General features: G+C 45.8%; 24 protein-coding genes and 1 other RNA gene. 8 read left to right on the top strand and 17 right to left on the bottom strand.

Annotated features, from left to right (window positions below; translation table 11 throughout):
- Window positions 1-2: 2 nt before the first annotated feature.
- The 3 genes from rsmH to rsmI form a co-directional block, all read right to left on the bottom strand.
- Window positions 3-953 carry a 16S rRNA (cytosine(1402)-N(4))-methyltransferase RsmH gene (gene rsmH / locus DBX26_RS02110; protein WP_014230794.1) on the bottom strand — a complete coding sequence of 317 codons (951 nt, stop codon included), beginning with the start codon at window positions 951-953 and terminating at the stop codon, window positions 3-5.
- Window positions 954-1,183: 230 nt separating this feature from the next.
- An RNA gene (gene rnpB / locus DBX26_RS02105) (RNase P RNA component class A) lies at window positions 1,184-1,613 on the bottom strand.
- 195 nt (window positions 1,614-1,808) lie between these two features.
- Complete coding sequence (gene rsmI, locus DBX26_RS02100) at window positions 1,809-2,672, bottom strand: 16S rRNA (cytidine(1402)-2'-O)-methyltransferase (protein ID WP_065296338.1); 864 nt, start codon at window positions 2,670-2,672, stop codon at window positions 1,809-1,811.
- A gap of 68 nt (window positions 2,673-2,740) precedes the next feature.
- On the opposite strand from rsmI, the gene DBX26_RS02095 reads away from it, so the two are divergent.
- From DBX26_RS02095 to DBX26_RS02080, 4 genes are read left to right on the top strand one after another with little or no spacing between them, the layout of a single operon-like run.
- Complete coding sequence (locus DBX26_RS02095; RefSeq protein WP_065299119.1) at window positions 2,741-4,555, top strand: penicillin-binding protein activator; 1,815 nt, start codon at window positions 2,741-2,743, stop codon at window positions 4,553-4,555.
- On the top strand, window positions 4,539-4,907 hold the full coding sequence (locus DBX26_RS02090; RefSeq protein ID WP_020335879.1) for a YraN family protein: 369 nt from the start codon (window positions 4,539-4,541) through the stop codon (window positions 4,905-4,907). The genes DBX26_RS02095 and DBX26_RS02090 overlap by 17 nt, the downstream gene beginning before the upstream one ends.
- Window positions 4,908-4,910: 3 nt before the next feature.
- Window positions 4,911-5,501 (top strand): phosphoheptose isomerase, encoded by a 591-nt coding sequence (locus DBX26_RS02085; protein WP_014230789.1) that lies wholly within the window; start codon window positions 4,911-4,913, stop codon window positions 5,499-5,501.
- 21 nt (window positions 5,502-5,522) lie between these two features.
- Window positions 5,523-6,191: a BON domain-containing protein gene (locus DBX26_RS02080; protein WP_014230788.1), complete on the top strand. Its 669-nt coding sequence runs from the start codon at window positions 5,523-5,525 to the stop codon at window positions 6,189-6,191.
- Between the two features lie 59 nt (window positions 6,192-6,250).
- On the opposite strand, the gene sspB is transcribed toward DBX26_RS02080, so the two are convergent.
- The 8 genes from sspB to zapE all read right to left on the bottom strand — a co-directional run bounded on the left by sspB (window position 6,251) and on the right by zapE (window position 12,808).
- Window positions 6,251-6,733 (bottom strand): ClpXP protease specificity-enhancing factor, encoded by a 483-nt coding sequence (gene sspB / locus DBX26_RS02075; protein WP_020335877.1) that lies wholly within the window; start codon window positions 6,731-6,733, stop codon window positions 6,251-6,253.
- A 16-nt stretch (window positions 6,734-6,749) separates the two neighbouring features.
- Window positions 6,750-7,385 carry a stringent starvation protein SspA gene (gene sspA, locus DBX26_RS02070; protein ID WP_014230786.1) on the bottom strand — a complete coding sequence of 212 codons (636 nt, stop codon included), beginning with the start codon at window positions 7,383-7,385 and terminating at the stop codon, window positions 6,750-6,752.
- 97 nt (window positions 7,386-7,482) lie between these two features.
- On the bottom strand, window positions 7,483-8,220 hold the full coding sequence (locus DBX26_RS02065) for a cytochrome c1 (RefSeq protein WP_118117703.1): 738 nt from the start codon (window positions 8,218-8,220) through the stop codon (window positions 7,483-7,485).
- Window positions 8,217-9,482 (bottom strand): cytochrome bc complex cytochrome b subunit, encoded by a 1,266-nt coding sequence (locus tag DBX26_RS02060; protein ID WP_014230784.1) that lies wholly within the window; start codon window positions 9,480-9,482, stop codon window positions 8,217-8,219. The genes DBX26_RS02065 and DBX26_RS02060 overlap by 4 nt, the downstream gene beginning before the upstream one ends.
- A complete protein-coding gene (gene petA, locus DBX26_RS02055) occupies window positions 9,482-10,072 on the bottom strand; it encodes a ubiquinol-cytochrome c reductase iron-sulfur subunit (protein ID WP_014230783.1) in 591 nt (196 codons plus the stop codon). Before petA ends, DBX26_RS02060 begins: the two co-directional genes overlap by 1 nt.
- 544 nt (window positions 10,073-10,616) lie before the next feature.
- Window positions 10,617-11,009 (bottom strand): 30S ribosomal protein S9, encoded by a 393-nt coding sequence (gene rpsI / locus DBX26_RS02050; protein ID WP_014230782.1) that lies wholly within the window; start codon window positions 11,007-11,009, stop codon window positions 10,617-10,619.
- 15 nt (window positions 11,010-11,024) lie between these two features.
- Window positions 11,025-11,453 carry a 50S ribosomal protein L13 gene (gene rplM / locus DBX26_RS02045; RefSeq protein ID WP_005396465.1) on the bottom strand — a complete coding sequence of 143 codons (429 nt, stop codon included), beginning with the start codon at window positions 11,451-11,453 and terminating at the stop codon, window positions 11,025-11,027.
- A 251-nt stretch (window positions 11,454-11,704) separates the two neighbouring features.
- Window positions 11,705-12,808, bottom strand: coding sequence for a cell division protein ZapE (gene zapE / locus DBX26_RS02035; RefSeq protein ID WP_118117701.1), 1,104 nt, complete (start codon window positions 12,806-12,808; stop codon window positions 11,705-11,707).
- Between the two features lie 195 nt (window positions 12,809-13,003).
- Here zapE and zapG point away from each other — a divergent pair, with 195 nt between their 5' ends.
- From zapG to degS, 3 genes are all read left to right on the top strand, one after another.
- Window positions 13,004-13,447 (top strand): Z-ring associated protein ZapG, encoded by a 444-nt coding sequence (gene zapG / locus DBX26_RS02025; RefSeq protein ID WP_014230780.1) that lies wholly within the window; start codon window positions 13,004-13,006, stop codon window positions 13,445-13,447.
- 189 nt (window positions 13,448-13,636) lie between these two features.
- Window positions 13,637-15,004, top strand: coding sequence for a DegQ family serine endoprotease (locus tag DBX26_RS02020; protein ID WP_118117699.1), 1,368 nt, complete (start codon window positions 13,637-13,639; stop codon window positions 15,002-15,004).
- Window positions 15,005-15,201: 197 nt separating this feature from the next.
- The gene (gene degS / locus DBX26_RS02015; RefSeq protein ID WP_014230778.1) at window positions 15,202-16,266 is read left to right on the top strand and encodes an outer membrane-stress sensor serine endopeptidase DegS; all 1,065 of its coding nucleotides are present in this window, start codon (window positions 15,202-15,204) and stop codon (window positions 16,264-16,266) included.
- A gap of 32 nt (window positions 16,267-16,298) precedes the next feature.
- Here the strand turns inward: degS and parC are convergent, their stop codons facing one another.
- The 6 genes from parC to nudF all read right to left on the bottom strand — a co-directional run bounded on the left by parC (window position 16,299) and on the right by nudF (window position 23,314).
- On the bottom strand, window positions 16,299-18,584 hold the full coding sequence (gene parC, locus DBX26_RS02010) for a DNA topoisomerase IV subunit A (protein WP_014230777.1): 2,286 nt from the start codon (window positions 18,582-18,584) through the stop codon (window positions 16,299-16,301).
- A gap of 3 nt (window positions 18,585-18,587) precedes the next feature.
- A complete protein-coding gene (gene parE, locus DBX26_RS02005) occupies window positions 18,588-20,468 on the bottom strand; it encodes a DNA topoisomerase IV subunit B (protein ID WP_020335874.1) in 1,881 nt (626 codons plus the stop codon).
- A gap of 251 nt (window positions 20,469-20,719) precedes the next feature.
- Entirely contained in the window at window positions 20,720-21,304 is a 585-nt protein-coding gene (gene yqiA / locus DBX26_RS02000) for an esterase YqiA (protein WP_014230775.1), read from the bottom strand.
- A 47-nt stretch (window positions 21,305-21,351) separates the two neighbouring features.
- Window positions 21,352-22,158 carry a 3',5'-cyclic-AMP phosphodiesterase gene (gene cpdA, locus DBX26_RS01995; protein WP_118117697.1) on the bottom strand — a complete coding sequence of 269 codons (807 nt, stop codon included), beginning with the start codon at window positions 22,156-22,158 and terminating at the stop codon, window positions 21,352-21,354.
- 46 nt (window positions 22,159-22,204) lie between these two features.
- Window positions 22,205-22,663 carry a DUF1249 family protein gene (locus DBX26_RS01990; RefSeq protein ID WP_014230773.1) on the bottom strand — a complete coding sequence of 153 codons (459 nt, stop codon included), beginning with the start codon at window positions 22,661-22,663 and terminating at the stop codon, window positions 22,205-22,207.
- A 3-nt stretch (window positions 22,664-22,666) separates the two neighbouring features.
- Entirely contained in the window at window positions 22,667-23,314 is a 648-nt protein-coding gene (nudF, locus tag DBX26_RS01985) for an ADP-ribose diphosphatase (RefSeq protein ID WP_014230772.1), read from the bottom strand.
- Between the two features lie 229 nt (window positions 23,315-23,543).
- Here nudF and tolC point away from each other — a divergent pair, with 229 nt between their 5' ends.
- Window positions 23,544-24,866 carry an outer membrane channel protein TolC gene (tolC, locus tag DBX26_RS01980; protein ID WP_118117694.1) on the top strand — a complete coding sequence of 441 codons (1,323 nt, stop codon included), beginning with the start codon at window positions 23,544-23,546 and terminating at the stop codon, window positions 24,864-24,866.
- Window positions 24,867-24,979 lie beyond the last annotated feature (113 nt).

The raw sequence follows: 24,979 nt of genomic DNA, 5'->3' as shown, positions 1-24,979 counted from the left end.
AATTAAAGCTTTTCAGCAATTCTTAACACTGAACTGCGTGAACGAGGGTTTATGTCAATTTCTTGTTTACTTGGCTTAATCGCTTTGCCAATGGGTTTCATGTTCGCACTGCCCAGCTCTTTGATTTGAGCTTCGGTTAGTGGAATACCATGCGGAACTTCCGGCCCTTTGCTTTCTTTGCGAATAAAGCGCTTAACCATGCGGTCTTCCAATGAATGGAAGCTGATTACAGACAGACGCCCTTGTGGAGCAAGAATACTTGCCGCACCTTTTAGTGCCGTGTCGATCTCTTCTAACTCACTGTTGATGTAAATACGGAATGCCTGAAATGCACGTGTCGCAGGGTGTTTTTTCTCTTTAAAGCTTTTTGGCGCAGCTTCTGAAATTAGCTTCGCCAACTGGCCTGTACGAACCATTGGCTCGTTTTCTTCGTTTTCTCGGTATTCCACAATCGCGCGCGCAATACGACGGGCGTGTTTGTCTTCACCAAATTCGCGAATAACCCAGGTGATGTCATCCAAATCCGCTTCCATTAGCCACTGAGATACCGGAATGCCCGTGGTTGGATCCATACGCATGTCCAGTGGGCCATCTTTCATAAAGCTAAAACCACGCTCAGCGTCATCTAGTTGAGGAGAAGATACGCCAAGATCCAGCAATACACCGTCTACTTTGCCAACCAGATCGTAGTCTTGTGCGTATTCAGCCATGCCAGAGAATGGACCATGAATAATGGTAAAACGAGGATCGTCAATCTTACCCGCTTCTGCGATTGCCTGTGGGTCGCGGTCAATACTGTAAAGTCGGCCGTTTTCACCTAGCTTAGATAAAATCGTACGGCTGTGACCGCCTCGGCCAAATGTTCCATCGATATAGATACCGTCAGGTTTGATAGCTAGGCCATCAATGGATTCATTTAATAACACGGAAATATGTTGAAAGGTTTCGGTCATAGCTTTCTCGTTGAATAATCTTGAAGCGATTTTTAGGACGTGTTGTTCTCTCATGCTGATTTAATCAGCGAGTGAATAATAGTTCCTAGTGTACTGATTTCCCACATCATCGCCACCACAAGTCTAGAGTTAGACGTGATTTAACGCCAAGTTTATTGGTAATGACGCAGTCTGAGTCAATAAAATGCAAAAAACCCATCATTACTATAAAGTAATGATGGGTCTCGAATAGTTGGAGCCGACACATAAGCCGGGTTCTGTTCCGCTTGCGCGGCGGTAGCCATTCGTCTAGGCCAGCAATCACTCACTGGCTCGAGCAACCTACCCGCCTCCTTACGCGAGCAACGCAATGTGGAGGCCTATTTGGTCTTGCTTCAGGTGGAGTTTACCCTGCTACGAACTATTACTAGTCGCCCGGTGCGCTCTTACCGCACCCTTTCACCCTTACCTGATCCCTTACGGGCCATCGGCGGTCTTCTCTCTGCTGCACTTGTCGTAGGCTTGCGCCCCCCAGGCGTTACCTGGCACCTTGCTCTATGAAGCCCGGACTTTCCTCCCCTTTGTCAGTCTCCCGAAGGACGTCAACGTCAGTTTCCCGAAGGACCTCAACGTCAGTCTCCCGAAGGACATCAACAAAGCAGCGACTACCCAGTCAGCTCCGGAGCGGATTGTATAGAGTTCTCACTTCAGAGTCTAGTTAGATCACAGATATGATGTAAGGAATGCTTCAAGTGGTGCTTTTTTACTCTAACGAAGCCCAGCATGACGTCTGGTCAGAAGAAAAAAAGGGCTAATGAAAATCATCAGCCCTATTCCATTTGGCTAGGTAAACCTATTTAGACAGAGGTCGCCTGATTAATCCAGGTTCTCTAAACCCCACTTATACAGAGCATTCTTTTTAAGGTTATGGATTTCTGCCACCAACGCCGCCGCCTTTTTGAGTGGCAACTCTTTGGTCAAAATACCCAGTGTGCGCAACGCGTCATCAGGCAAAGAGTCATCCGCCGTTTCACGATGGCCATGAATCAGTAACACCATTTCGCCGCGCTGTTGGTTGTCGTCGCTTTTCACCCACTCGATTAACTCTCCAAGCGGCATACCTTGAATAGTTTCAAACGTTTTGGTCAACTCTCGCGCCAAAACAACTTCTCGTTCAGGGCCAAGAACGTCTAACATATCTTGTAGAGAGTCTAAAATGCGATGTGGCGACTCATAAAAGATACAGGTACGTTCTACTGATGCGATTTCTAAGAACTTGTCTTTACGTCCTTTGCTTTTAGGCGGTAGAAACCCTTCAAAACTGAAGCGATCAGACGGCAAACCAGAAGCACTTAACGCCGTAATAACCGCACACGCACCAGGAAGAGGCACAACTCTTACGCCCGCTTGACGACATTTTGTCACCAGATGGTATCCTGGATCGCTGATTAAAGGTGTACCCGCGTCAGAAACCAGAGCGATGGACTGGCCTGAAAGTAGCTTTTCTACCAAAACCTGTGCTTTTTGCTGTTCGTTGTGATCATGCAACGCAAAAGTTTTGGTTTGAATATTGAAGTGAGACAGTAATTTACCCGTATGTCGGGTATCCTCAGCAGCAATGATGTCCACATTCGACAGAACTTCGATAGCACGTTGGGTGATATCTGCTAAATTTCCGATTGGAGTCGGTACGATATAGAGAGTTGGCCCCTCATTCGGCAAATTATTTTTATCTGTCATTTGTTTACCATCACTTCAACGATTAATATAAAGACAATTTTGTACAAAATTATAGAGAACTCACGGCAATGATTAACCATAAGAGACTCAGTGTACCACGCATACTCACTCCTGTTGCACTAGCAATTACACTCGCCGCCTGTTCTTCAGGTCCGAGACAACCTGATGGTGTAGATGTCACACTGGAGCCTACCCAGTCAGTGCAGAGCTACATGATTCAAGCTGACAGTTCGGAAGGCAGCGTGCAAAACGACTGGTTGATCATGGCAGCCAAAGCCGCAATTCAAGCCAACCAATTTGATCAGGCTGACCTGCTGATCACGCGACTTTCCCGCCAGCAGTTGTCAGAAGTGCAACAGGCAGAGTGGCAACTGGCGCGAGCGACCATACAGCAAAAGCAAGGCAATTACTCTCAGTTACTTCAGCTACTGAACTTTAAGCCTTGGTGGAAACTACCAAACGACCAATGGAAGGATTACTACGCGTTACGTGCAGACGCTTACCAAAGCCTGAACCAGTCATTTGAAGCAAACCGTGAACTGGTCATGCTAGGTCATTACTCTTCGTCTCCTGAGCAACGTGAGATTTCCAGCCGTATTTGGATGAACTTCGGTAGCTACTCAGAAGCAGAATTGTCGTCGCTAAGCACCGCTCCAAACGAAGAAGTTTTGAGTGGCTGGTTGCAATTGGCGATTTACTCTAAAGCCATGTCGGGTAACCTTTCTCAGCTAAGAAATACGCTGGATCGTTGGTTAACTGAAAACCCTTCACACCCGGCTGCGGTTTACACGCCTGAAGAAATTCAAAATATTCTGTCTCTCAACATTGTTAAGCCAAATAATACTGCGTTACTACTGCCGCTGACGGGGAAATTTGCGCCTCAAGCACAGCTGATCCGTGAAGGCTTTATGTTTGCGATGATGAATGATGAGAATCGTGACGAGAGCACAAGCTTAACCGTGATTGATACGCACGCGTACAGTCCCGAGCAAATCAAGCAGCGCCTAATCAACGAGAATATTGATTTTGTTGTCGGCCCTCTACAAAAAGAAAATGTGGAACTACTGCAAACTTCAATGGATGGCTCTGCAGCTGGCCCGACGATTCCAGCCCTAGCTTTGAACATTCCTGAAGAAATCCAACCGGGCAGTAATATCTGCTATCTGGCACTTTCTCCAGAGCAAGAAGTGGCTCAAGCAGCTAAATACCTGTTCAATCAAGGCTACAATTTCCCGCTAATTCTTGCGCCTAAAGGCAGTTACGGCGAGCGAGTAGTTGAAGCGTTTAATGAAGAGTGGAATAAATACAGCTCAAACAAAGTCGCAACCAGCTACTTTGGTGATAAACGCCAGCTGCAAAAAGACATCAATGACGTATTCGGCCTGCAGGAAAGTAAACAGCGTATCGCTCAGATGCAATCGCTGATGAAAATTAAACTTGAAACTCAGCCACGTAGCCGCCGCGACGTAGATGCGGTTTACATTGTAGCAAGAAGTTCAGAGCTGACTTTGATTAAACCATTTATCGAAGTCGCGATTAACCCGGACGCCAAGCCACCACAAATCTTCTCTAACTCTCGTAGTAATAGCGGTGGCGCAACGTACGATGATTTGACTGGCATAATTTACAGCGACATCCCGCTACTGATTGATCCAGATCCGACGGTTGCAGCTGAAATGAAAGAGCTGTGGGCAGAACAATCCAATATGGAAGTCCGTCTAAAAGCACTCGGAATGGATGCCTACAAGTTGATTGGCGAACTGCCTCAGATGAAGCTTGTTCCGGGGCTATCGATACGAGGTCAGACAGGTGTGTTGAGCCTCGACAACAACTGTGTTGTACAACGTGAGCTAAGTTGGACCGAGCGTGGGGCTCTTCAGTAAACGTCAGATAGGTAATCAATATGAAACCCTGGCCAAGCAATACTTGCTTCGCCAGGGTTTACGCTTTGTCGAGCAAAATTTTCTGACAAAAGTTGGCGAAATTGATTTAATCTTCCAACAAGGTGAAACTATCGTCTTCGTCGAAGTCAAATATCGCAACAACGATCGTTTTGGCTCGGCAGCGGAAATGGTCACTCACGCCAAAATGCGTAAGCTGATAAAAACCGCCAATATTTGGCTAAGCCGCCAAAAACAGTCCATACATACAATCGATTACCGGTTCGATGTTATCGCCATTCATGACAGTGGCCGAGATATTAACTGGATACAAAACGCAATATCTGAAGGATAAGCGATGCTAGATAGCATTAAAGACAGCTTTACAGAAAGTATTCAAATTCAAATTGCAGCTGCTGAAGCACTGCCAGACGCTATTACTCATGCGGCTCAAGCCATGGTTTCGAGTTTGCTTAATGGTAATAAAATCCTATGCTGTGGGAACGGTGGAAGTGCCGCCAATTCACAACAGTTTGTCTCTTGCCTTTTAAATCGCTTTGAGACAGAACGTCCAAGCCTTCCGGCGATGGCGCTGACCGCTGATAATACTACCCTTACAGCCGTTGCTAACGACTACCATTATCAGGAAATCTTCTCTAAGCAGGTCCGAGCGTTTGGCCAACCGGGTGATATTCTTCTGGCGCTGTCGACCAGCGGTAATAGCAAGAACATTATCAAAGCAATGGAAGCGGCGGTAACACGCGACATGACCATTATTGCTCTGACAGGCAAAGACGGCGGTGAAATGGCGGGGTTACTGGGTGAAAATGACGTCGAGATTCGAATTCCGTCTCATCGTACGGCACGCATTCATGAGGTTCACATGGTGACCTTACATTGCTTATGTGACCTTATAGACCAAGTACTTTTCCCTGCTCACGAAGAATAACTCAGATTGAGAGTCAGAATCATGCTACGTAGCCTCATCCTTTTACTTACCGTGTTTAATCTCAGTGGTTGTGCGGGTTTGTTCATTGCTGGCGCCGCAACGACAGCCAATATCGTCACGGACACCCGTACTACCAAACAGATCTGGCAAGATAACAACATTGAGTTTGAAGTCGCCGCCATTGGTAATAAACAGCCATTCAAAGGCCAGGCTCGTGTTTTTGCCAGCTCATACAATGGTACCGTGGTGCTGATGGGTCAGGCTCCAACTCAGGACTTAATCAGTGATCTTGAGAAAAGAACCCGTGCAATCACTGGCGTGAAAGTGATTCACAACCAAATGAAGCAAAAAGAGCCGCTGACAGTGACGCAAATCAGCAATGACAGCTGGATCACCACGAAAGTAAAATCCTCACTGCTTACTGATGAGCAGCTTAATGCTGTTAAAGTGAAAGTGATTACTGAAGATAGTGAAGTGTTTCTGTTTGGCTATGTAACAGAAGCACAGAGTCAGAGAGCAATAGAAATCGCACGTAACGTCTCTGGTGTAAAGCAAGTCATTAATGGGTTCCAGTACGGAAAGACAGAGCCCGTTGAAGTTGACTTACCGAACGATGGTACACAGCCAATTCAAAGTGACACAGACGAAGATAACGAAGAAAATGTTGAAGTGTTCACGATAACTCAGTGATTACTAAAGCATCAACTCAAGTATCAAGCAATAAAAAAGCAGCGGAATCGCTGCTTTTTTTATTTAATAACTCTTAAGCTTGGTTTGCCTTTCGGACGAGGTGCTTCACTTTCGCTGTCACCTGATTCCGAGTCCGCAACTTGAGCGTCATCACTAACCGTAGTAAACGACGGAGATTGCTCTTCTTCCATCGTTTCTTCTTCGATATTGGTATAAGCCTCTTCAGGTTCAAACATCGTACCTGCACCATTTTCACGTGCATAGATAGCTTGAACCGCATAAACAGGCACAATTACCGAGTGCGGACGACCGCTAAAACGAGCATGGAAAGTAATCGCATCATTGCCCAACTCAAGATTACCAACGGCACGAGGGGCAATATTCAGGATAATCTGACCATCTTGAATAAACTCAACAGGTACACGTACACCTGGCATGGTTGCATCAACAACCAAATGAGGAGTTAAGTCATTGTCTACCAGCCAGTCATAAAATGCTCGAAGCATATACGGGCGGCGGGCAGTCATTTTTGCAATATCCATAATGTATCTAAATCGCTTAACGAACTAGACGCATTTCACGTTCAGCTTCAGTCAAAGAAGCAAGGAATGAATCACGTTCAAATACGCGGTTCATGTAAACCTTGATCTCTTTAGAGCCAGGACCAACAAGCTCAATACCAAGTTGAGGTAAACGCCACAACAATGGTGCCAAGTAACAATCGATTAAGCTGAATTCTTCACTCATGAAGTACTCATATTCAGCAAAGATTGGTGCTAGAGTCAGAAGATCGTTACGAAGTTTCGTACGCGCTTTTTCTGATTCTTCAGCGTTACCTTTCATTACTTTTTCAGCTAGTGAGTACCAATTACGTTCGATACGGTACATCATCAAACGGCTGTTACCACGGGCAACAGGGTAAACCGGCATTAGAGGTGGATGAGGAAAACGCTCGTCCAAGTACTCCATGATAATTTTTGAATCGTAAAGCGCAAGCTCACGATCCACAAGAGTTGGCACTGATTTATATGGGTTTAGCTCGATAAGTTCAGCAGGAAGGTTAGCTTCATCAACAAGCTCAACTTCAACACTTACACCTTTTTCAGCCAGTACAATGCGAACCTGATGGCTATACAAATCTGATGCACTTGAGAAAAGAGTCATCACAGAACGTTTATTGGCAGCTACAGCCATGGAGCCCTCCAGTACACTTACAAATAAAAACAATGGAGGCTAAGCCTCCATTGTACAGTCAATTAAAATTGGGAATTAGCACGATATTTTAGCACAATTAATGCACATCACGCCAATACTCTTTCTTAAGCAACACAACGATGATAGTCAGGATGACTAAGAAGCCCATCACCCACCAACCAATTGCGTGACGCTCTAGTTGTACCGGGTCACCAGAGTAAACCAGGAAGTTAACCAGATCACCCACAGCTTTGTCGTATTCGCCTGTACTTAGTTCGCCAGTACCATCCGTTTCAGCACCAATAACAACTTTAACTTCTTCACCATCAACGTGGTGAGTCTCGTAGACTGGTGTTGGGATACCTTGTAGTTCTTCAAGTACATGTGGCATACCAACACTTGGGAATACAATGTTGTTTACGCCAAACGGACGTGATGGATCCACATAGAACGAACGTAAGTAAGTGTATAACCAATCCGCACCACGAACTCGAGCAACCAGAGTCAAATCTGGCGGTGGAGCACCAAACCAGTTTGCCGCTTGCTTAGGTGGCATAGAGTTAACCATCAGATCACCGATTTTCGCTTCTGGATTGAAAATCAGGTTCTCTTTCATTAAGTCTGTTGGAATTTCCAAATCTGTTGCGACACGCTCATAACGCTGGTACTGCGTAGAGTGACAGCCGAAACAGTAGTTCATGAATAACTTCGCGCCGTTTTGCAGCGAAGCTTTATCCGACAGGTCCACGTGTGCTTTATCAAGCGGCACACTGGCCCCCGCTGCCATCGCTAGAGATGGCAACATAGCAAATAGAATTACAATCCACTTCTTCATTTGAATGTCACCCTCTCTGGTAATGGTTTAGTTGCTTCATTTTTGCTGTAGAAGAACAGCAGTACAAAGAACATGAAGTAACCCAAACTAAAGATTTGTGCTAGTAGTGTGTATGTTGGCGTTGCAGGTAACGCACCCAAAATACCTAGCGCAATGAAGCTGATAGTGAATTGGATAATATTCAACAGATGAAGTTTGCTACGGTAACGGTAAGAACGCACTTTACAACGGTCTAACCACGGTAGTACAAACAGAACTGCAATCGAAGCACCCATCAGGATTACGCCCAACAGCTTGTCTGGAACCGCACGCAAGATTGCGTAGAACGGTGTGAAGTACCATACAGGCGCGATGTGCGCAGGTGTCTTAAGCGGGTTCGCTGCTTCAAAGTTAGGCGGCTCAAGGAAGTAACCACCCATTTCTGGGTTGAAGAACAACACGTAACAGAAGAAGAACAAGAAACCAGCTACACCCACCAAATCTTTTACCGTACCGTAAGGGTGGAACGGAATAGAGTCGATGATGTCGTATTTCTTCGAGTAGTAATCGTGGAACTTGAATTGCGTTTGGTAATCATCGCCCATAGTGCCTTTCGGTAGTTTAGTCTCGATACCGTCAGGGTTGTTTGACCCAACTTCGTGCAGTGCCAATACGTGAAGTACGATAAGCAGAAGCAGTACGATTGGTAGCGCAATAACGTGAAGCGCGAAGAAACGGTTCAACGTTGCACCAGAGATGATGTAGTCACCACGGATCCAAAGTGTTAAATCGTCACCAATAACAGGAATCGCACCAAATAGAGAAATGATTACCTGTGCACCCCAGTATGACATCTGACCCCATGGTAGTAGGTAACCCATGAAAGCTTCAGCCATAAGAACCAAGAAGATCAACATCCCGAAGATCCATAGTAGTTCACGAGGCTTTTGGTACGAACCGTAGATCAGACCACGGAACATGTGCAGGTATACAACCACGAAGAATGCTGAAGCACCGGTAGAGTGCATGTATCGCAACAACCAACCGTACTCAACATCACGCATGATGTATTCGATAGAAGCAAATGCACCTTCGCCAGAAGGAACGTAGTTCATCGTTAACCAAATACCCGTTAGGATTTGGTTAACAAGAACCAACATAGCCAGAGAACCAAAAAGGTACCAAAAGTTGAAGTTCTTCGGCATTGGGTATTCAGATAAATGCTTTTTATAAGCATTCATGGCTGGAATACGTTTTTCTACCCAGTCTAACATTGCTTGCATTATGCATCCCCCTCATCAACACCAACTATGAGCTTCGTGTCACTCAGATACATGTGCTTAGGAATCACAAGGTTCAACGGCGCAGGAACACCCTGGAACACTCGGCCAGCCATATCAAACTTAGAACCATGACATGGACAGAAGAAGCCAGATTTCACACCCTGAACTTGCTCTGAGAAAGAATCAGGCAGGTAGCTAGGTGAACAGCCTAAGTGAGTACAGAAACCAACTGCAACAAAGAACTCCGGCTTAATTGAGCGGTACTCATTCTGAGCGTAAGCAGGTTGCTGCTCCATTTCAGACTTAGGATCACGAAGTTTATCGTCGATAGTTTTGAGGTTATCTATCACTTGCTGAGTACGGCGTACAATCCATACAGGTTTACCCTGCCACTCAACACGAACCAATTGGCCCGGTTCGATTTTACTGATATCCACTTCCACCGGTGCACCAGCAGCTTTTGCTTTAGCACTCGGATTCCATGATTTTATAAAAGGAACGGCGACGGCAGCTGCCCCTAACCCACCCACAACTGCCGTTGTAGCGGTTAGAAAACGCCTGCGACCGTTATTTAAAGGCGCGTTGCTCATCCAAACATTCTCCCATTTGCTCCCTTGGATCGTTATTATTCCGCTTATAAGAGCATGGCTAACACATAATGAATTTCGTTATATTTATTGGGAGGAAATGATAAAGAAAACCCTACTTTTTGACAAGATAAAGCTACCTTTTTGTAACATTTGTGAGGCAAATCGCCCGTGTCGTCACAAAAGCAGTAAAATAATAAATGTTTGATGTGATTTGTAACAAGAAAGCGAAAGGAAGAGACACGAAATAACGAGGTTTATCCCTTTTATATCGGTTGTTTTCAGTAAATTAAGTCTACTGAAGAAGAAATAAAATAACCGGACTACTGACGAGAGTTATTAAAATTTTGTAGCACATGAAATTAAGAAAAAACTTAATAATGGCTCAGCTAAATATTGCGTGGGTATTAAGTTAGGTCCGGGATAAAAATATCAAATTAATGGCGTATTTTTCAGCCGTATAAAAAACAAAAAGCTCGGCATATAGCCGAGCTTTTGGTGCACAGTATCCAGAATAACTCTGGAAAGCATAATTCCCGTAAGGAAATTAACGCTTAGAGAACTGTGGACGACGACGTGCTTTACGTAGACCAACTTTCTTACGTTCAACGCAACGAGCGTCACGAGTAACGTAACCAGCTGCACGTAGAGCAGGACGTAGAGACTCATCGTATTCCATAAGCGCGCGAGTGATACCGTGACGGATAGCACCAGCTTGACCAGAAATACCGCCGCCTTTAACTGTTACGTAAAGGTCTAGCTTGTCAGTTAGTTCAACTAGCTCTAGAGGTTGTTGTACAACCATGCGTGCTGTTGGACGACCGAAGTATTCGTCAAGGTTACGCTTGTTTACTACAATGTTGCCGCTGCCTGGTTTGATGAAAACACGCGCAGCTGAGCTTTTGCGACGGCCAGTGCCGTAGTATTGATTCTCTGCCATTTTCGAAATCCCCAATTAGATGTCTAGTACTTGTGGTTGTTGAGCAACATGGTTGTGCTCAGCGCCTGCGTAAACTTTAAGCTTACGGTACATAGCACGGCCTAGAGGACCACGTGGAAGCATGCCTTTAACTGCAAGCTCAAGAACCATCTCAGGTTTACGATCGATCAACTTTTCAAAAGTGATAGATTTTAGACCACCTGGGAACTCAGAGTGACGGTAGTACACTTTGTCTTTAGCTTTGTTACCAGTTACAGCAACTTTCTCAGCGTTGATAACGATGATGTAGTCACCAGCGTCAACGTGAGGAGTGTATTCAGCTTTATGTTTGCCACGTAGGCGAGATGCAATTTCACTTGCTAGACGGCCAAGAGTTTTACCTTCAGCGTCTACAACGTACCAGTCGCGTTTTACAGTTTCTGGTTTAGCAACGAAAGTTTTCATGCTAATAATAACCCGTTAATTAAAATTTAAACTTTAAAGGAACACCCTTTTGGTGCTCCCACACTGTCTAAGAGCCCAGTCATCACCCCTTCGAGTCGGTGGTACTCTCGACCTTCATTGTCGAAATAACTTCGATAATCAGGTCTGCAGTAACGGTGGGTCGCAGGATTATAGAGAAGACCGAAGAAAAAATCACCTTTTTTTGCGCCAAATCACTAATTTTTTCTTCAGTTTTTTTGAAACAAGTAGATTTAAGCCAAATGCTCTCTTGCGAGATACTCATGACTCTGCATCTCAGTTAAACGAGATAGACAGCGCTTAAATTCAAATTCAAGCTGGCCTTGAGTATACAAGCTATCCATCGGCACTTCCGCAGAAATAATGAGCTTAACATGTCGCTCATAAAACTCATCGACCAGAGCAATAAAACGTCTCGCTGCGTCGTCTATTTTGCCGCTCATCTGCACAACATCAGCCAGCAATACGGTGTGATAAATGCGTGAGAGTTCTATGTAATCATTCTGGCTTCGCGTCGTTTGACATAACTGAGCAAAAGAAGCATGCAATACACCGTCGCTGGCTTCGATAACCTCGATATTGCGGTGGTTAATTTCTATCAGGTGCGCCACGTGCTGCCGCTCACCTGTCAGTTGCTGGTAGTACTTATTCAGGTTAATGGTCGCTTGTTCGTCTAAAGGATGATGATAGATTTCTGCCTGCTCGAGCGTTCTTAAACGGTAATCCACTCCACTGTCGACATTCAAAACATCGCATCGAGCCAAAATCATATCGATTGCAGGCAAGAATCGCGCTCGCTGTAAACCATTACGGTACAAATTTTGCGGTTCAATATTCGACGTCGCAACTAAGATCATCTGACGCTTAAACATTTCTTGTAGCAATGTAGCCAGAATCATTGCATCGGTAATATCAGAGACAAAGAATTCATCAAAGCACACCACGTCCGCTTCTTTTTTAAACTTGTCAGCCACTTTCGATAATGGGTTTTCAACATCACCCAGTTGCTTCAGTTCATCGTGTACTCGGTACATAAAGCGATGAAAATGCACTCGCATCTTTCTTTCTGTTGGCAACGCATCAAAAAAAGCATCCATCAAATAGGTTTTACCTCGACCGACCCCTCCCCAAAAATACAAACCTTTCGGTGGTTCAGGCAATTCAACCTTTTTACCCATGAGTTTTTGCCATTTGGAAAGTTGAGGTACAGGTGCAGACTGAAAATTGACAATAGCGTGGTAGAGCTTATCCAAAGCAGTTACTGCCTGATGTTGGGCTTCATCACGCTGGAATCCATGTTCTGCTATATCTTTTTGATATCGTTGTAGTGGTGTCATCGCATTAAGTCGTTTTAGAGGTACAAAGGAAAGTGTCACCTCGGGGGCAATGTCTGATTACAGAGAATTAGTTATCAGTCCCCGAAGACATACTGCTATTTTTCTTTATCGGCTGTTCAAGCCATAGTAACATGGACGAGCACCGCGTGTAACTAAGTAGTAAAAGACTTGTTAAAACAAATATAAGGAGCAGTTATGCCTTGGATTCATGCCATTGTGGGTTTGCTGGTCGGTACAATCGTAGGCGTAGTCATTAGTCGACTAACCACACCTGAATACAAAAAACAGAAGTCTGTACAGAAAGAATTAGAGTCGGCGAAGTTTGAACTAGAGCAACAACGCCAAGAGCTCGTTGACCACTTTGCCCAAACCGCAGAAATGTTGGATACCCTAGGTAAAGATTACACCAAGCTGTATCAGCATCTAGCGAAGACGTCTTCAGAACTTTTGCCTAATCTACCTGAGCAAGATAACCCGTTTGATAAGAAGACAGCGATGGCTTCAGAGCAGATCAAAGAAGATCAGCCAAATGTCAACGAACAACCTAAAGACTACGCCAATGGCGCAACAGGTCTTTTAAAAGATCAAGAGAAAGAAGTAATTACAGCACCTGAAGCGGTCACCGCCAAAGCATCATAACACCTCTTATCTCCCCTATCAGGCCGATACAAATCTCATTTTGCATCGGCCCTTTTTGAACTTTTCTGAAACAGCCATCTCTAACTTATTTGTGAACTGCTACCCCTTTTGATTATCCCAACTGAACCTTATATTACTAATAGTTAGGATATTTCTTTTTGGCAGACATGTTTCAAGAGGAGTTATTGGATGAAAAAACCACTGCTTGCACTGACCGTTCTATCTCTAAGTTTGAGTTCTATCTTCACGCCAATCCAGGCGACGGCAGCCTTGCCGCTCAGCATGGATGGTCAGCAACTACCTAGCCTCGCTCCAATGCTGGATAAAGTGACCCCAGCGGTAGTCAGCATTGCGGTAGAAGGCAAACAGGTGCAAACCAGCCGTATTCCCGAGCAATTTCAATTTTTCTTTGGCCCAGATTTTCCAATGGAACAAACGCGAGAGCGCCCGTTCCGTGGGTTAGGGTCAGGTGTCATCATTGACGCGAACAAAGGTCATATCGTAACGAACTATCACGTAATAAAAGGGGCGGATGAGATTCGAGTACGCTTATATGACGGACGAGAGTATGACGCCGAATTAGTCGGTGGTGACGAAATGGCCGATGTGGCACTGCTCAAACTGGAAAAAGCAAAGAACCTGACACAAATTAAAATTGCCGACTCCGACAAGTTGCGCGTCGGTGACTTTACCGTTGCGATTGGTAACCCGTTTGGTCTGGGTCAAACCGTCACTTCAGGTATTGTTTCCGCACTTGGCCGTAGCGGCTTGAATGTTGAAAACTTCGAGAACTTCATTCAAACCGATGCTGCGATTAACAGCGGCAACTCAGGTGGTGCCTTGGTCAACTTAAATGGTGAGCTGATCGGCATCAACACCGCTATTTTGGGTCCAAATGGTGGTAACGTCGGCATTGGCTTTGCGATTCCTTCCAACATGATGAAAAACCTTACCGAGCAAATCTTAGAGTTTGGTGAAGTGAAACGCGGTATGTTGGGTGTTCAAGGCGGCGAAGTCACGTCGGAGCTAGCAGAGGCACTCGGCTACGAGTCCAGCAAAGGCGCATTTATTGGTCAAGTAGTGCCTGACAGCGCTGCTGATAAAGCGGGCTTGAAAGCAGGTGATATCATCGTTTCCGTGAATGGTAAGTCGATTGACACCTTCTCTGAGCTACGTGCCAAAGTCGCAACATTAGGTGCAGGTAAAAAGATCACGCTCGGTGTGGTGCGTGATGGTAAAAACGAAACCTTTAATGTGACGCTTGGTGAGTCGACCAATATCAAAGCGAAAGCAGAAACCCTGCATGATGGTCTAAAAGGTGCTGAGTTAAGTAACACAAACCCGAGTGACTCCGTTCAAGGTGTGAAGGTGACAAGCGTTACTGAAAACTCACCTGCAGCTCAATACCAGTTGCAAGAAGGTGACATCATCATAGGAGTGAACCGTCAGCGCGTGAAAAACCTTGCTGAACTTCGAGCCATTGTTGATAAGCAAAAAGGCGTACTCGCACTCAACATTCAGCGCGGAGACCGTACCATTTATCTGGTAATTCGATAACAGTATTGGCCCAAAGGTGGTTAATTAAAAGGGCTTTGGATACACAACATTCGGTGACAGAGCTCTAATACTTTGACGAACTTTTAGTCGGACAATTAAAAGGACAGCACAATCACGTGCTGTCCTTTTGTTATTTTTCAATGTAATGCTATTCTTCACATTCTTATGCCACTTTGGCGTTCACACATGGAGAGGATATGCTTAGCTTTTTATTACGTTCTGTCTTTCTAGGCTTGGCAACCGCCGCCGTTGTCCTACTTGCGGTTCCATCTTTACGTAATAACGTAATTCCAGCTGCGCTTGATCCACAACCAAGCAACATCGCCTCTCTTGAACTCTCTTTCAATCAGGCTGTTAGAAAAGCCGCTCCAGCCGTGGTGAATATTTACAGCCGCAAGTATGTAGAAAATGATCGTAGCAAGCTTTCTACACAAGGGCTGGGATCTGGTGTGATTGTCAGTGAGAAAGGCTACATCATTACCAATTACCATGTTGTTGCGCAGGCTGACCAAATCGTCGTAGCACTGCAAGATGGCAGAGCTGCCGCGGCACAACTTGTCGGTACCGACAAACGTACCGATATCGCCGTGCTGCGTGTTGAGGGTACCAATCTCCCCGTGATACCTCTGAACTCAGAATACAAACCTCAAGTTGGTGATGTGGTACTGGCCATTGGCAATCCATACAACTTAGGACAAACCACGACCTTTGGTATAATCTCCGCAACGGGACGTTCTTCTATCAGCGACGGACGACAAGCCTTCATTCAAACCGATGCGGCAATCAACGAAGGTAACTCTGGTGGTGCATTGGTTAATACCCAGGGTGAGTTAGTCGGAATTAATACCGCCTCCTTCCAGCAAGCAACCGATTTGGAAACTTACGGCATTTCATTCGCGATTCCGGCACCACTCGCAAGCAAGATCATGCAAAAGATCATTGCGGATGGCCGTGTGATCCGTGGCTATATCGGCATTGATGGTCAAGATATTAATGCGGTCACCGCTCGATTATTGGGTAATCAACATGTCGGTGGCATTGTCGTTCTCGGTATCGACCCTAATGGTCCCGCTAGCGCAGCAGGCTTCGAGAAACAAGACATCATAATTAGTATTGATGGCAATAAAGTTCAGGGACGACAAAGTGTGATGGATATTGTCACCGATTTACGTCCCGGTACGACTGTTGAAGTGGGCATTATTCGTAAAGGCAAAGAGATAACGTTAAAAGTCACTATTGCTGAAGACAAACAAGAAGCATAAAAAAGTCCCAGCCACTGGCTGGGATTTTTGTTTTATTCGCTTTCGCTCGATTCTTCAGTGTTGCTCGACTCACCGAGCTCAACGTCGATTCGAGTCACTCGCTGTAAGCCTCTTGGCAGCAGACTACCTCGACGGCCACGCTCTCCACGGAAGTTATCCAAGTCAGTTGGTTTTAAGCCCAGCTTACGCTTGCCAGCATAAAGTGTCAGAGAAGCTCCCTGTGGCAGAGCCATCAGATGAGATAATACTTCTTCACGATCTTTCGCTTTCGCCGCAGGAATGTTGATGATCTTATTCCCTTTACCTTTTGCTAATTGCGGCAGGTCTTTAATTGGGAACAACAACATACGTCCCTGGTTAGTGATCGCCAGAATTTCATCAGAGTCTAAATCTTCAACTTCTTTAGGCGTCATCACTTCAGAGTTCGCAGGTAAGGTGACCAGAGCTTTACCGCTGCGGTTCTTCGACAACAGATCGGAACCTTTACATACAAAGCCGTAACCCGCGTCAGAACCCACCAGCCATAGCTGATCTTCTTCACCCATAATAACTTGGCGAATGCTGCTACCGGCGGTGATGTTCAGGCGACCAGTAATTGGCTCACCCTGGCTACGAGCAGACGGTAAAGAGTGCGATTCAAGCGAGTAGCTGCGACCATCACTACCAAGGAAAACGGCAGGTTGGTTACTCTTACCTCGGGCATGCGCCAAGTATTTATCACCAGACTTGTAATTCAGACCTTCTGCTTCAACTTCGTGGCCTTTCGCGTGACGAATCCAGCCTTTTTCAGACAGAACAACCGTAATTGGTTCACTCGGCACTAGGTCACGTTCAGTTAGCGCTTTAGCTTCTGCACGCTCTACTAGTGGCGAGCGACGATCATCGCCGTATTTCTCTGCATCTGCTTTGATTTCTTTCTTCAGCAATGTATTCAGACGGCGCTCAGAACCTAATAGCAGCTCTAGCTTCTCACGTTCTTTTTCCAGCTCTTCTTGCTCACCACGGATCTTCATCTCTTCCAGTTTGGCAAGATGACGAAGTTTGGTATCCAGAATCGCATCGGCTTGGATATCAGTGATACCAAAACGCTCCATCAGCACCGCTTTTGGATCGTCTTCAGTACGGATGATCTCAATCACTTCATCAAGGTTCAGGTACGCAACCAACAAACCTTCTAAGATGTGCAGGCGAGCCATCACTTTGTCTAAGCGATATTGCAAACGTCGGCGAACCGTCGTGCGACGGAACTCAATCCACTCCGATAGAATCTGAACCAGACCTTTAACCTGAGGACGGTTATCCAGGCCAATCATGTTCAGGTTAACGCGGTAGCTACGTTCTAGATCAGTAGAAGCGAACAAGTGATTCATCAACATATCGCAATCGACTCGGTTAGAACGAGGAACGATAACGATACGAGTTGGGTTCTCATGATCCGATTCATCACGAAGATCTTCGACCATTGGTAGCTTCTTCGCACGCATTTGGTTTGCGATTTGCTCAAGTAGCTTAGAGCCTGACACTTGGTGCGGAATCGACGTGATGACGATGTCCGAACCTTCTTTATGCCAGACAGCACGCATCTTGATACTGCCGCGTCCGTTACGATAGATCTTTTCAATTTCCGCTTGCGGGGAAATGATCTCAGCTTCCGTTGGGTAATCCGGGCCTTTCACGTACTGCATTACGTCCGGCAGTTCCGCTTTAGGGTTATCAATCAGATGGATTGTTGCGTCAGCTACCTCACGTACGTTATGCGGAGGAATATCCGTCGCCATACCAACCGCGATACCCGTTACGCCGTTAAGCAGGATATGAGGCAGACGTGCTGGCAGCATTTGCGGCTCTTTCATCGTGCCGTCAAAGTTAGGCTGCCATTCAACCGTGCCCTGACCTAGTTCACCCAGTAATACTTCAGCAAACTTAGACAATTTCGCTTCGGTATAACGCATCGCTGCGAAGGATTTCGGATCGTCCGGCGCACCCCAGTTACCCTGACCGTCAACCAGTGGATAACGGTAAGAAAACGGCTGCGCCATCAATACCATCGCTTCGTAACACGCAGAGTCACCGTGCGGATGGTATTTACCCAACACGTCACCGACGGTACGTGCTGATTTCTTGTATTTTGCAGATGCCGAGAGACCTAGCTCCGACATTGCGTAGATGATACGTCGTTGAACCGGCTTCAAACCATCGCCAATGTATGGCAATGCGCGGTCCATAATTACGTACATCGAGTAATTCAGATAAGCGTCTTCGGTGAACTTGCGCATCGGCAACTGTTCAACGCCATCGTAAGTAATTTCTGTAGACATTCGTTAAACCTCTGCCAAATCGCCGTTGTTTTGTAACCAAGAACGACGGTCATCTGCACGCTTCTTACCAAGCAACATGTCCATCATTTCCATGGTCGCCGCAGAGTCGTCAATGGTTAACTGAACCAGACGACGCGTATTCGGATCCATGGTGGTTTCACGCAGCTGTAATGGGTTCATCTCACCCAGACCTTTGAATCGCTGTACGTTGATTTTGGCTTTCTTCTTCGACAAGCGCTCTAGTACGCCATCTTTTTCATCGTCATCAAGCGCGTAGAACACTTCTTTACCGCAGTCGATACGGTACAGTGGCGGCATGGCAACATAGATATGGCCTGCTTCAACCAGTGCGCGGAAGTGACGTGTGAACAAAGCACAAAGTAGTGTTGCGATGTGTAGTCCATCCGAGTCCGCATCGGCAAGAATACAGATCTTGCCGTAACGAAGACCGTCGAGGTTATCGTTGTCAGGATCGATCCCTAAAGCGACGGAAATATCGTGCACTTCTTGTGACGCCAGAACTTGGTCAGCAGACACTTCCCAGGTATTCAGGATTTTACCGCGCAGTGGCATCACTGCCTGGAACTCACGATCACGTGCTTGTTTTGCCGAGCCCCCCGCCGAGTCACCCTCCACGAAGAAGATTTCGGTACGATTTAGGTCTTGCACAGAACAGTCGGTTAACTTACCTGGCAAGGCAGGGCCTGACGCAACTTTCTTACGCACTACTTTTTTGCTCGCACGCATACGACGGTGCGCGTTAGCGATACAAACTTCAGCAAGTTGCTCTGCCAGTTGCGGCTTTTCGTTCAGCCATAAACTGAAGGCATCTTTCACCACGCCTGAAACAAATGCCGCCGTTTGACGAGATGAAAGACGTTCTTTCGTCTGGCCAGCAAATTGTGGGTCTTGGATTTTCACCGATAGCACGTATGAACAACGGTCAAAGACATCATCACCGGTCAGTTTGACGCCACGTGGAAGCAAGTTACGGAATTCACAGAACTCACGCATTGCGTCCAGCAAACCTTGGCGCAGGCCATTTACGTGTGTACCGCCCTGAGCAGTAGGGATCAGGTTGACGTAACTTTCTGTGATCATCTCGCCGCCTTCTGGCTGCCAGATCACAGCCCAGTTTGCGGCTTCAGTTTCTGCAGAGAATTCACCAGTAAACGGTTCTTCTGGCAGAACGGTGTATCCTTTAACGCCTTCAGCCAGATAGTCTTTTAAACCATCCTCGTAGTGCCACTTGTAGTCTTTGTTGTTCACTTTGTCTGTGAACGTGATTTCTAATCCCGGACAAAGAACCGCTTTCGCACGTAGGTTATTGACCAGGCGCGTCACAGAAAAGTTTGCAGAGTCAAAGTACTTCGCTTCTGGCCAGAAGTGCACACTAGTACCACGATTACGGCGGCCACATGTGCCGGTTACGGTTAGATCCGAAACTTTATCACCGTGCTCAAAGGCAATCTCATAGACCTGACCATCACGGCGAACGGTCACTTCAACACGCTTAGACAACGCGTTTACTACCGAAATACCTACCCCGTGGAGACCACCGGAGAATTGGTAGTTTTTGTTCGAGAATTTACCACCCGCGTGAAGCTTACATAAGATCAGCTCAACACCAGAGACTTTCTCTTCTGGGTGGATATCAACAGGCATGCCTCGACCATCATCGATCACTTCAAGTGATTGGTCAGCATGTAGGATGACTTGTACTTTTGAGGCATGTCCGGCTAGCGCTTCATCGACACTGTTATCGATAACTTCTTGGCCCAGGTGGTTCGGGCGCGCTGTATCCGTATACATCCCTGGTCGGCGACGTACTGGCTCTAAGCCATTCAGTACTTCAATGGCCCCAGCATTATATTGTTCAGTCATAATACGGAATTGTTCTCAAAGTTTATTTGTTACCTGCAAAACACAGTTCAGAATGTGTTTTCTCAGGAAACGAAAAAGCCACCCTGTTAGTATCTTTAAATGTTTGTAAATCTGATACATAACAAAGCAGCCAGAGTCTATGACCCTTAAGATCTTTCAGCAAAATATAGTCGGAAAGCAAACCGCCTATGTCAAGCAACGGTTGGATATATCAGCAAAAACTATGAGCGTATTCCAATCGTTCCTATCCATTACAGTTCTAGAAATTCGATAATCTTTGCAGGATAACGCTCAAAGCCTACAAAACTGTGATCACCGCCTTGTTCTACCGTTTGCTTGGATTGCGCAAACTTATTTACCGCCTGGCGATAGTCCAGAACCTCGTCTTCGGTTTGCTGCAGTAGCCAAAACGCGTCTGGCGATGCGATGCTTTGTACATCAAGAGCTTTCAACTCGTCAATATGGCAAGTCTCAAGTGTATAAGTTTCATTCGTGTAGGGGTTAGTTTGTTCGCCTAAATAGTCGACTAGCAACTCATAAGGTTTGACGGCCGGATTGACCACCACAGCTTTGAATCCAAATTGGCTGTTCAACCAAGTGGACATAAAGCCTCCTAACGAACTGCCTACTAATCCAATTCGGTAATCATTTTGATATTGCTCGACGATGTCCAGTAACAGTTGAGCGGCTAGTTGCGGAAAACACGGCAACTGCGGAATGATCACTTTGATGTCCGGGCGATGCTGCTGACAATACTCTCTCATCAGATTCGCTTTCATTGAGAGTGGTGAGCTATTAAAACCGTGGATGTACAGCAATAATGAAGGTTTCATCATAAAAGTCTCACATAAAAAGAAAGCCCGAACATAATGTTCGGGCAGGATTAGTATCCGTTCGAGGAGAAATCTGGTTGGAACTGACCTTCCGGCAATCGATTAACCTGGGTCGTAATCTCGCCAGTCGCATGCAGCTCTAATTCTCGCCAGCCTGGCGAAGTGGTATCTAATGCAAAGTCATCTGAGTTAGGCTTGAATTGCACACACGTAGAAGGTGTCGCCATGACTCGAATACCTTGATGTAGCACATTCATATCTTGATGAACATGCCCGCACAAAATCCCTTTAACACCATCAAAACGTTCGACAATCTGCCAGAATGCTTCTGCATCTTTCAGAGTGTGTTGGTCTAGCCACGCGCTACCAACAAGAATTGGGTGGTGATGCAATAATACCAGCGTATAACGCTCAGGGTACTCGGCTAATTTTTCTTCAAGCAATGTCAGCTGCTTATCGCTTAAACGACCGTGCGGAACGCCGACTACTTGAGAATCAAGCAGGATCACTTGCCACTTATCACCAAGCAACACATGCTCCGTCGCTTTGATCTGCTGTGATGGAAGTACACTGCCCATATTGGGTTTGTAGTCATGATTGCCCGGCAGCCAGAAACAATCTTTCTCGAGCGGCGCAATACCTGCGGCGAATCGTTGATAAGATCCCGCGCTGTGATCTTGCGAAATATCCCCGGTTGCTAAAATGTAATCAAACCCCACTTCACGGCGCAAAACCTCACCAACCACAGCAGAAAAGCTGTCGGCCGTTTTTACGCTCAGCAAACTTCCCTCATCTGCCTCAAACAGATGAGTATCCGTGATTTGTAAAAGTTTGATGCTGTCACTAGATGATTGCAAAATGAAAACCTGATTCGTCCACTATATTGTTATTTGTTATTTTCCTTTAGCGACGTGACGAGCAATTGAAGGCAAGTGGTGTTCTACTGATTCCACTTCTTAAACAAAACGTCAGCCATTCACCAAGGAACGTGTTTAGTTGATGCTTTTCATCTCGTTGCATCAATTTGTCGTTGGGATAATCATATTTAGCTTTGATACGAGAGAAGTCTCCGCTTGAGCATACTTCCGCTACTCTCGCATCGTGGTAAAGCCTGACAGACATTGTCGGTAAAGGAAACACTGGTGTTTCATCACTCTGACATATCTCAACAACTGTGGTGTATTTTGTGACTTCATTCACGGTCAATTGATAAACCATATGCGCGGCTTGATAACAGCGCACGTCACCAACCTCAGCAGAGACAGGCAGCAGGGCATTTAATTTAGCGTAATTGGTCTCATAGGTTCTCATTAGACCCGCTAAATCAACATGATATCGCTGTTTTTCAGCTATCTGCGCCATTACTTACTCTCCACCGTTATGGGGGCTTACCCACTGTGATTTCAACTCAAGATGGTTTAATTGCAACCATTGCACTGCAATAATTGAAGCAGCATTTTCAAGTTTTCCATCTTTCACCCATTGATATGCTTCTTCACGGCTGATGACGTGAACTCGAATATCTTCATCTTCATAGTCTAAACCATGAATGCCTTCCGCTTTAGAAGCATCGACTTCTCCGACAAAAATATCCAACTTTTCTGAGCATCCGCCTGAAGAGGGATAGTAAGACGTCATCGGAATCACTCGCCCCACCTCAAGCCCCGCCTCTTCGTGAGCTTCGCGGCGGATCACATCTTCAACGGACTCATCTCGATCAATCATGCCGGCAACAATTTCAAGCTGCCAAGGATGATCGTGTTCTAATGCACCAACTCGTATCTGTTCAATGATAACAACCTGATCCTTTATTGGATCATAAGGCAACATCGCCGCAGCGTGTCCACGTTCGAACATTTCTCGCTCGACAACATCACTCCAACCACCAGCAAAGAGCCGATGTTTGAAACGGTACTTCACCATTTTAAAGAAGCCCTTGAAGAGGGTCTCTTTCGAGATGATTTCCACATCTTGTGAAGTAAACTCGTCTTGTCGCTTGTCACACTGTTGCATTAAACACCTCTCTGAGTGAATCTTGTAGTGTACTCATTGTTAATCACTTGCTCAAAGGACTTGGCTCAACTTTTTGTATAATAGTTATAATTTATTTTAAGTATTGTGCAAATTTTTATTGCACAACTGGATAATTACGTGTAAAAAAATGCAAAGTTTAGAGTAAATATCGTCCAAATTGAGTTAAACTACTGAGAATTAACCAATCTATTGACCGCGGGAATAGAAAATGAAAAAATTGCTTCCACTTTTTATCAGTGCAGCGCTAGGTAGCATAAGCGTATCGGCTTATGCGGACTCATTAGCTGACATCTACGACTTAGCAAAACAAAACGATCCACAATTGCTTAGCGTAGCAGCACAGCGTGACCAAGCTTTCGAAGCAATCACCTCAAGCCGTAGTGCCCTTCTACCACAAATCAACTTAACAGCAGGTTACGATGTGATCCGCGGTGATATCGATTACGATTCGGCGGGTAAAACGACTTATGATAAGAATGACCTGACCGCTGGTATCAACTTCACTCAAGAACTTTACAACCGCGCATCTTGGATTACGTTAGACACGGCAGAGAAAACAGCCCGTCAGGCAGACGTAACTTATGCGGCAACACAACAAAGTTTGATCCTTCGAGTGTCGCAAGCTTACTTTGAAGTACTACGTGCTCAGGATAACCTAGTGTTTGTCCGTGCCGAAAAAGCCGCTGTTGGCCGCCAACTTGAGCAAACTAAACAACGTTTTGAAGTGGGCCTTTCTGCTATCACCGACGTACATGATGCACAAGCTCAATACGATGCAGTACTTGCTGATGAAGTATTGGCAGAAAACGATCTGATCAACAGCTACGAATCATTGCGTGAAATCACCGGTCAGGAACACAAAAATCTGAACGTGCTTGATACAGCTCGCTTCTCTGCAAGCCGCTCGGATAGCCCTGCTGAAGACCTAATTGAAATTGCAAAAGAGCAAAACCTAAGTTTGCTGTCTTCTCGCATTTCACAGGATATCGCTCGTGACAACATTTCCCTGGCTAGTTCTGGTCACTTACCAACGTTGAGCTTGGACGGTGGTTACAACTATTCTGACCGTGGACAGAGTTCAGCAGACTATGATCTTGACGCATTGAGCGTGGGTATTAACCTATCAGTTCCTCTATACACAGGCGGTAACGTAACTTCGCAAACTAAACAAGCTGAGTACGCTTATGTTGCTGCAAGTGAAGATCTCGAAGCTCAGTACCGTAGCGTAGTGAAAGATGTTCGCGCGCAAAACAACAACATCAACGCATCAATCGGTGCATTGAAAGCTTACGAGCAATCTGTAGTTTCTGCTCGCTCTGCACTAGAGGCGACAGAAGCAGGTTTTGATGTAGGTACTCGTACGATTGTTGACGTACTGGACGCGACTCGCCGTTTATACGATGCAAACCGCAACCTATCTAATGCTCGTTACGACTACATCATCAGTGGTCTGCAACTGCGTCAGGCGGTAGGCACACTGAATGAGCAAGACATTCTGAATATCGATGCGGGTCTGAAAGCTGTAAACTAATCAGTAAACAAGACAAGCAAAACGCCAGTTGCTAAACAACTGGCGTTTTTCTTGCCTGTAAAAAAAGCGGAAGATTAGGTATCGCAGGCAGATGCAAAAAAGGCCACCCTAGG

This window comes from Vibrio sp. dhg, from assembly GCF_003443775.1.
Lineage (GTDB): Bacteria > Pseudomonadota > Gammaproteobacteria > Enterobacterales > Vibrionaceae > Vibrio > Vibrio natriegens.
Note: the sequence above shows the minus strand (reverse complement) of the source record. Positions and strands in the feature narration are given on the sequence as shown.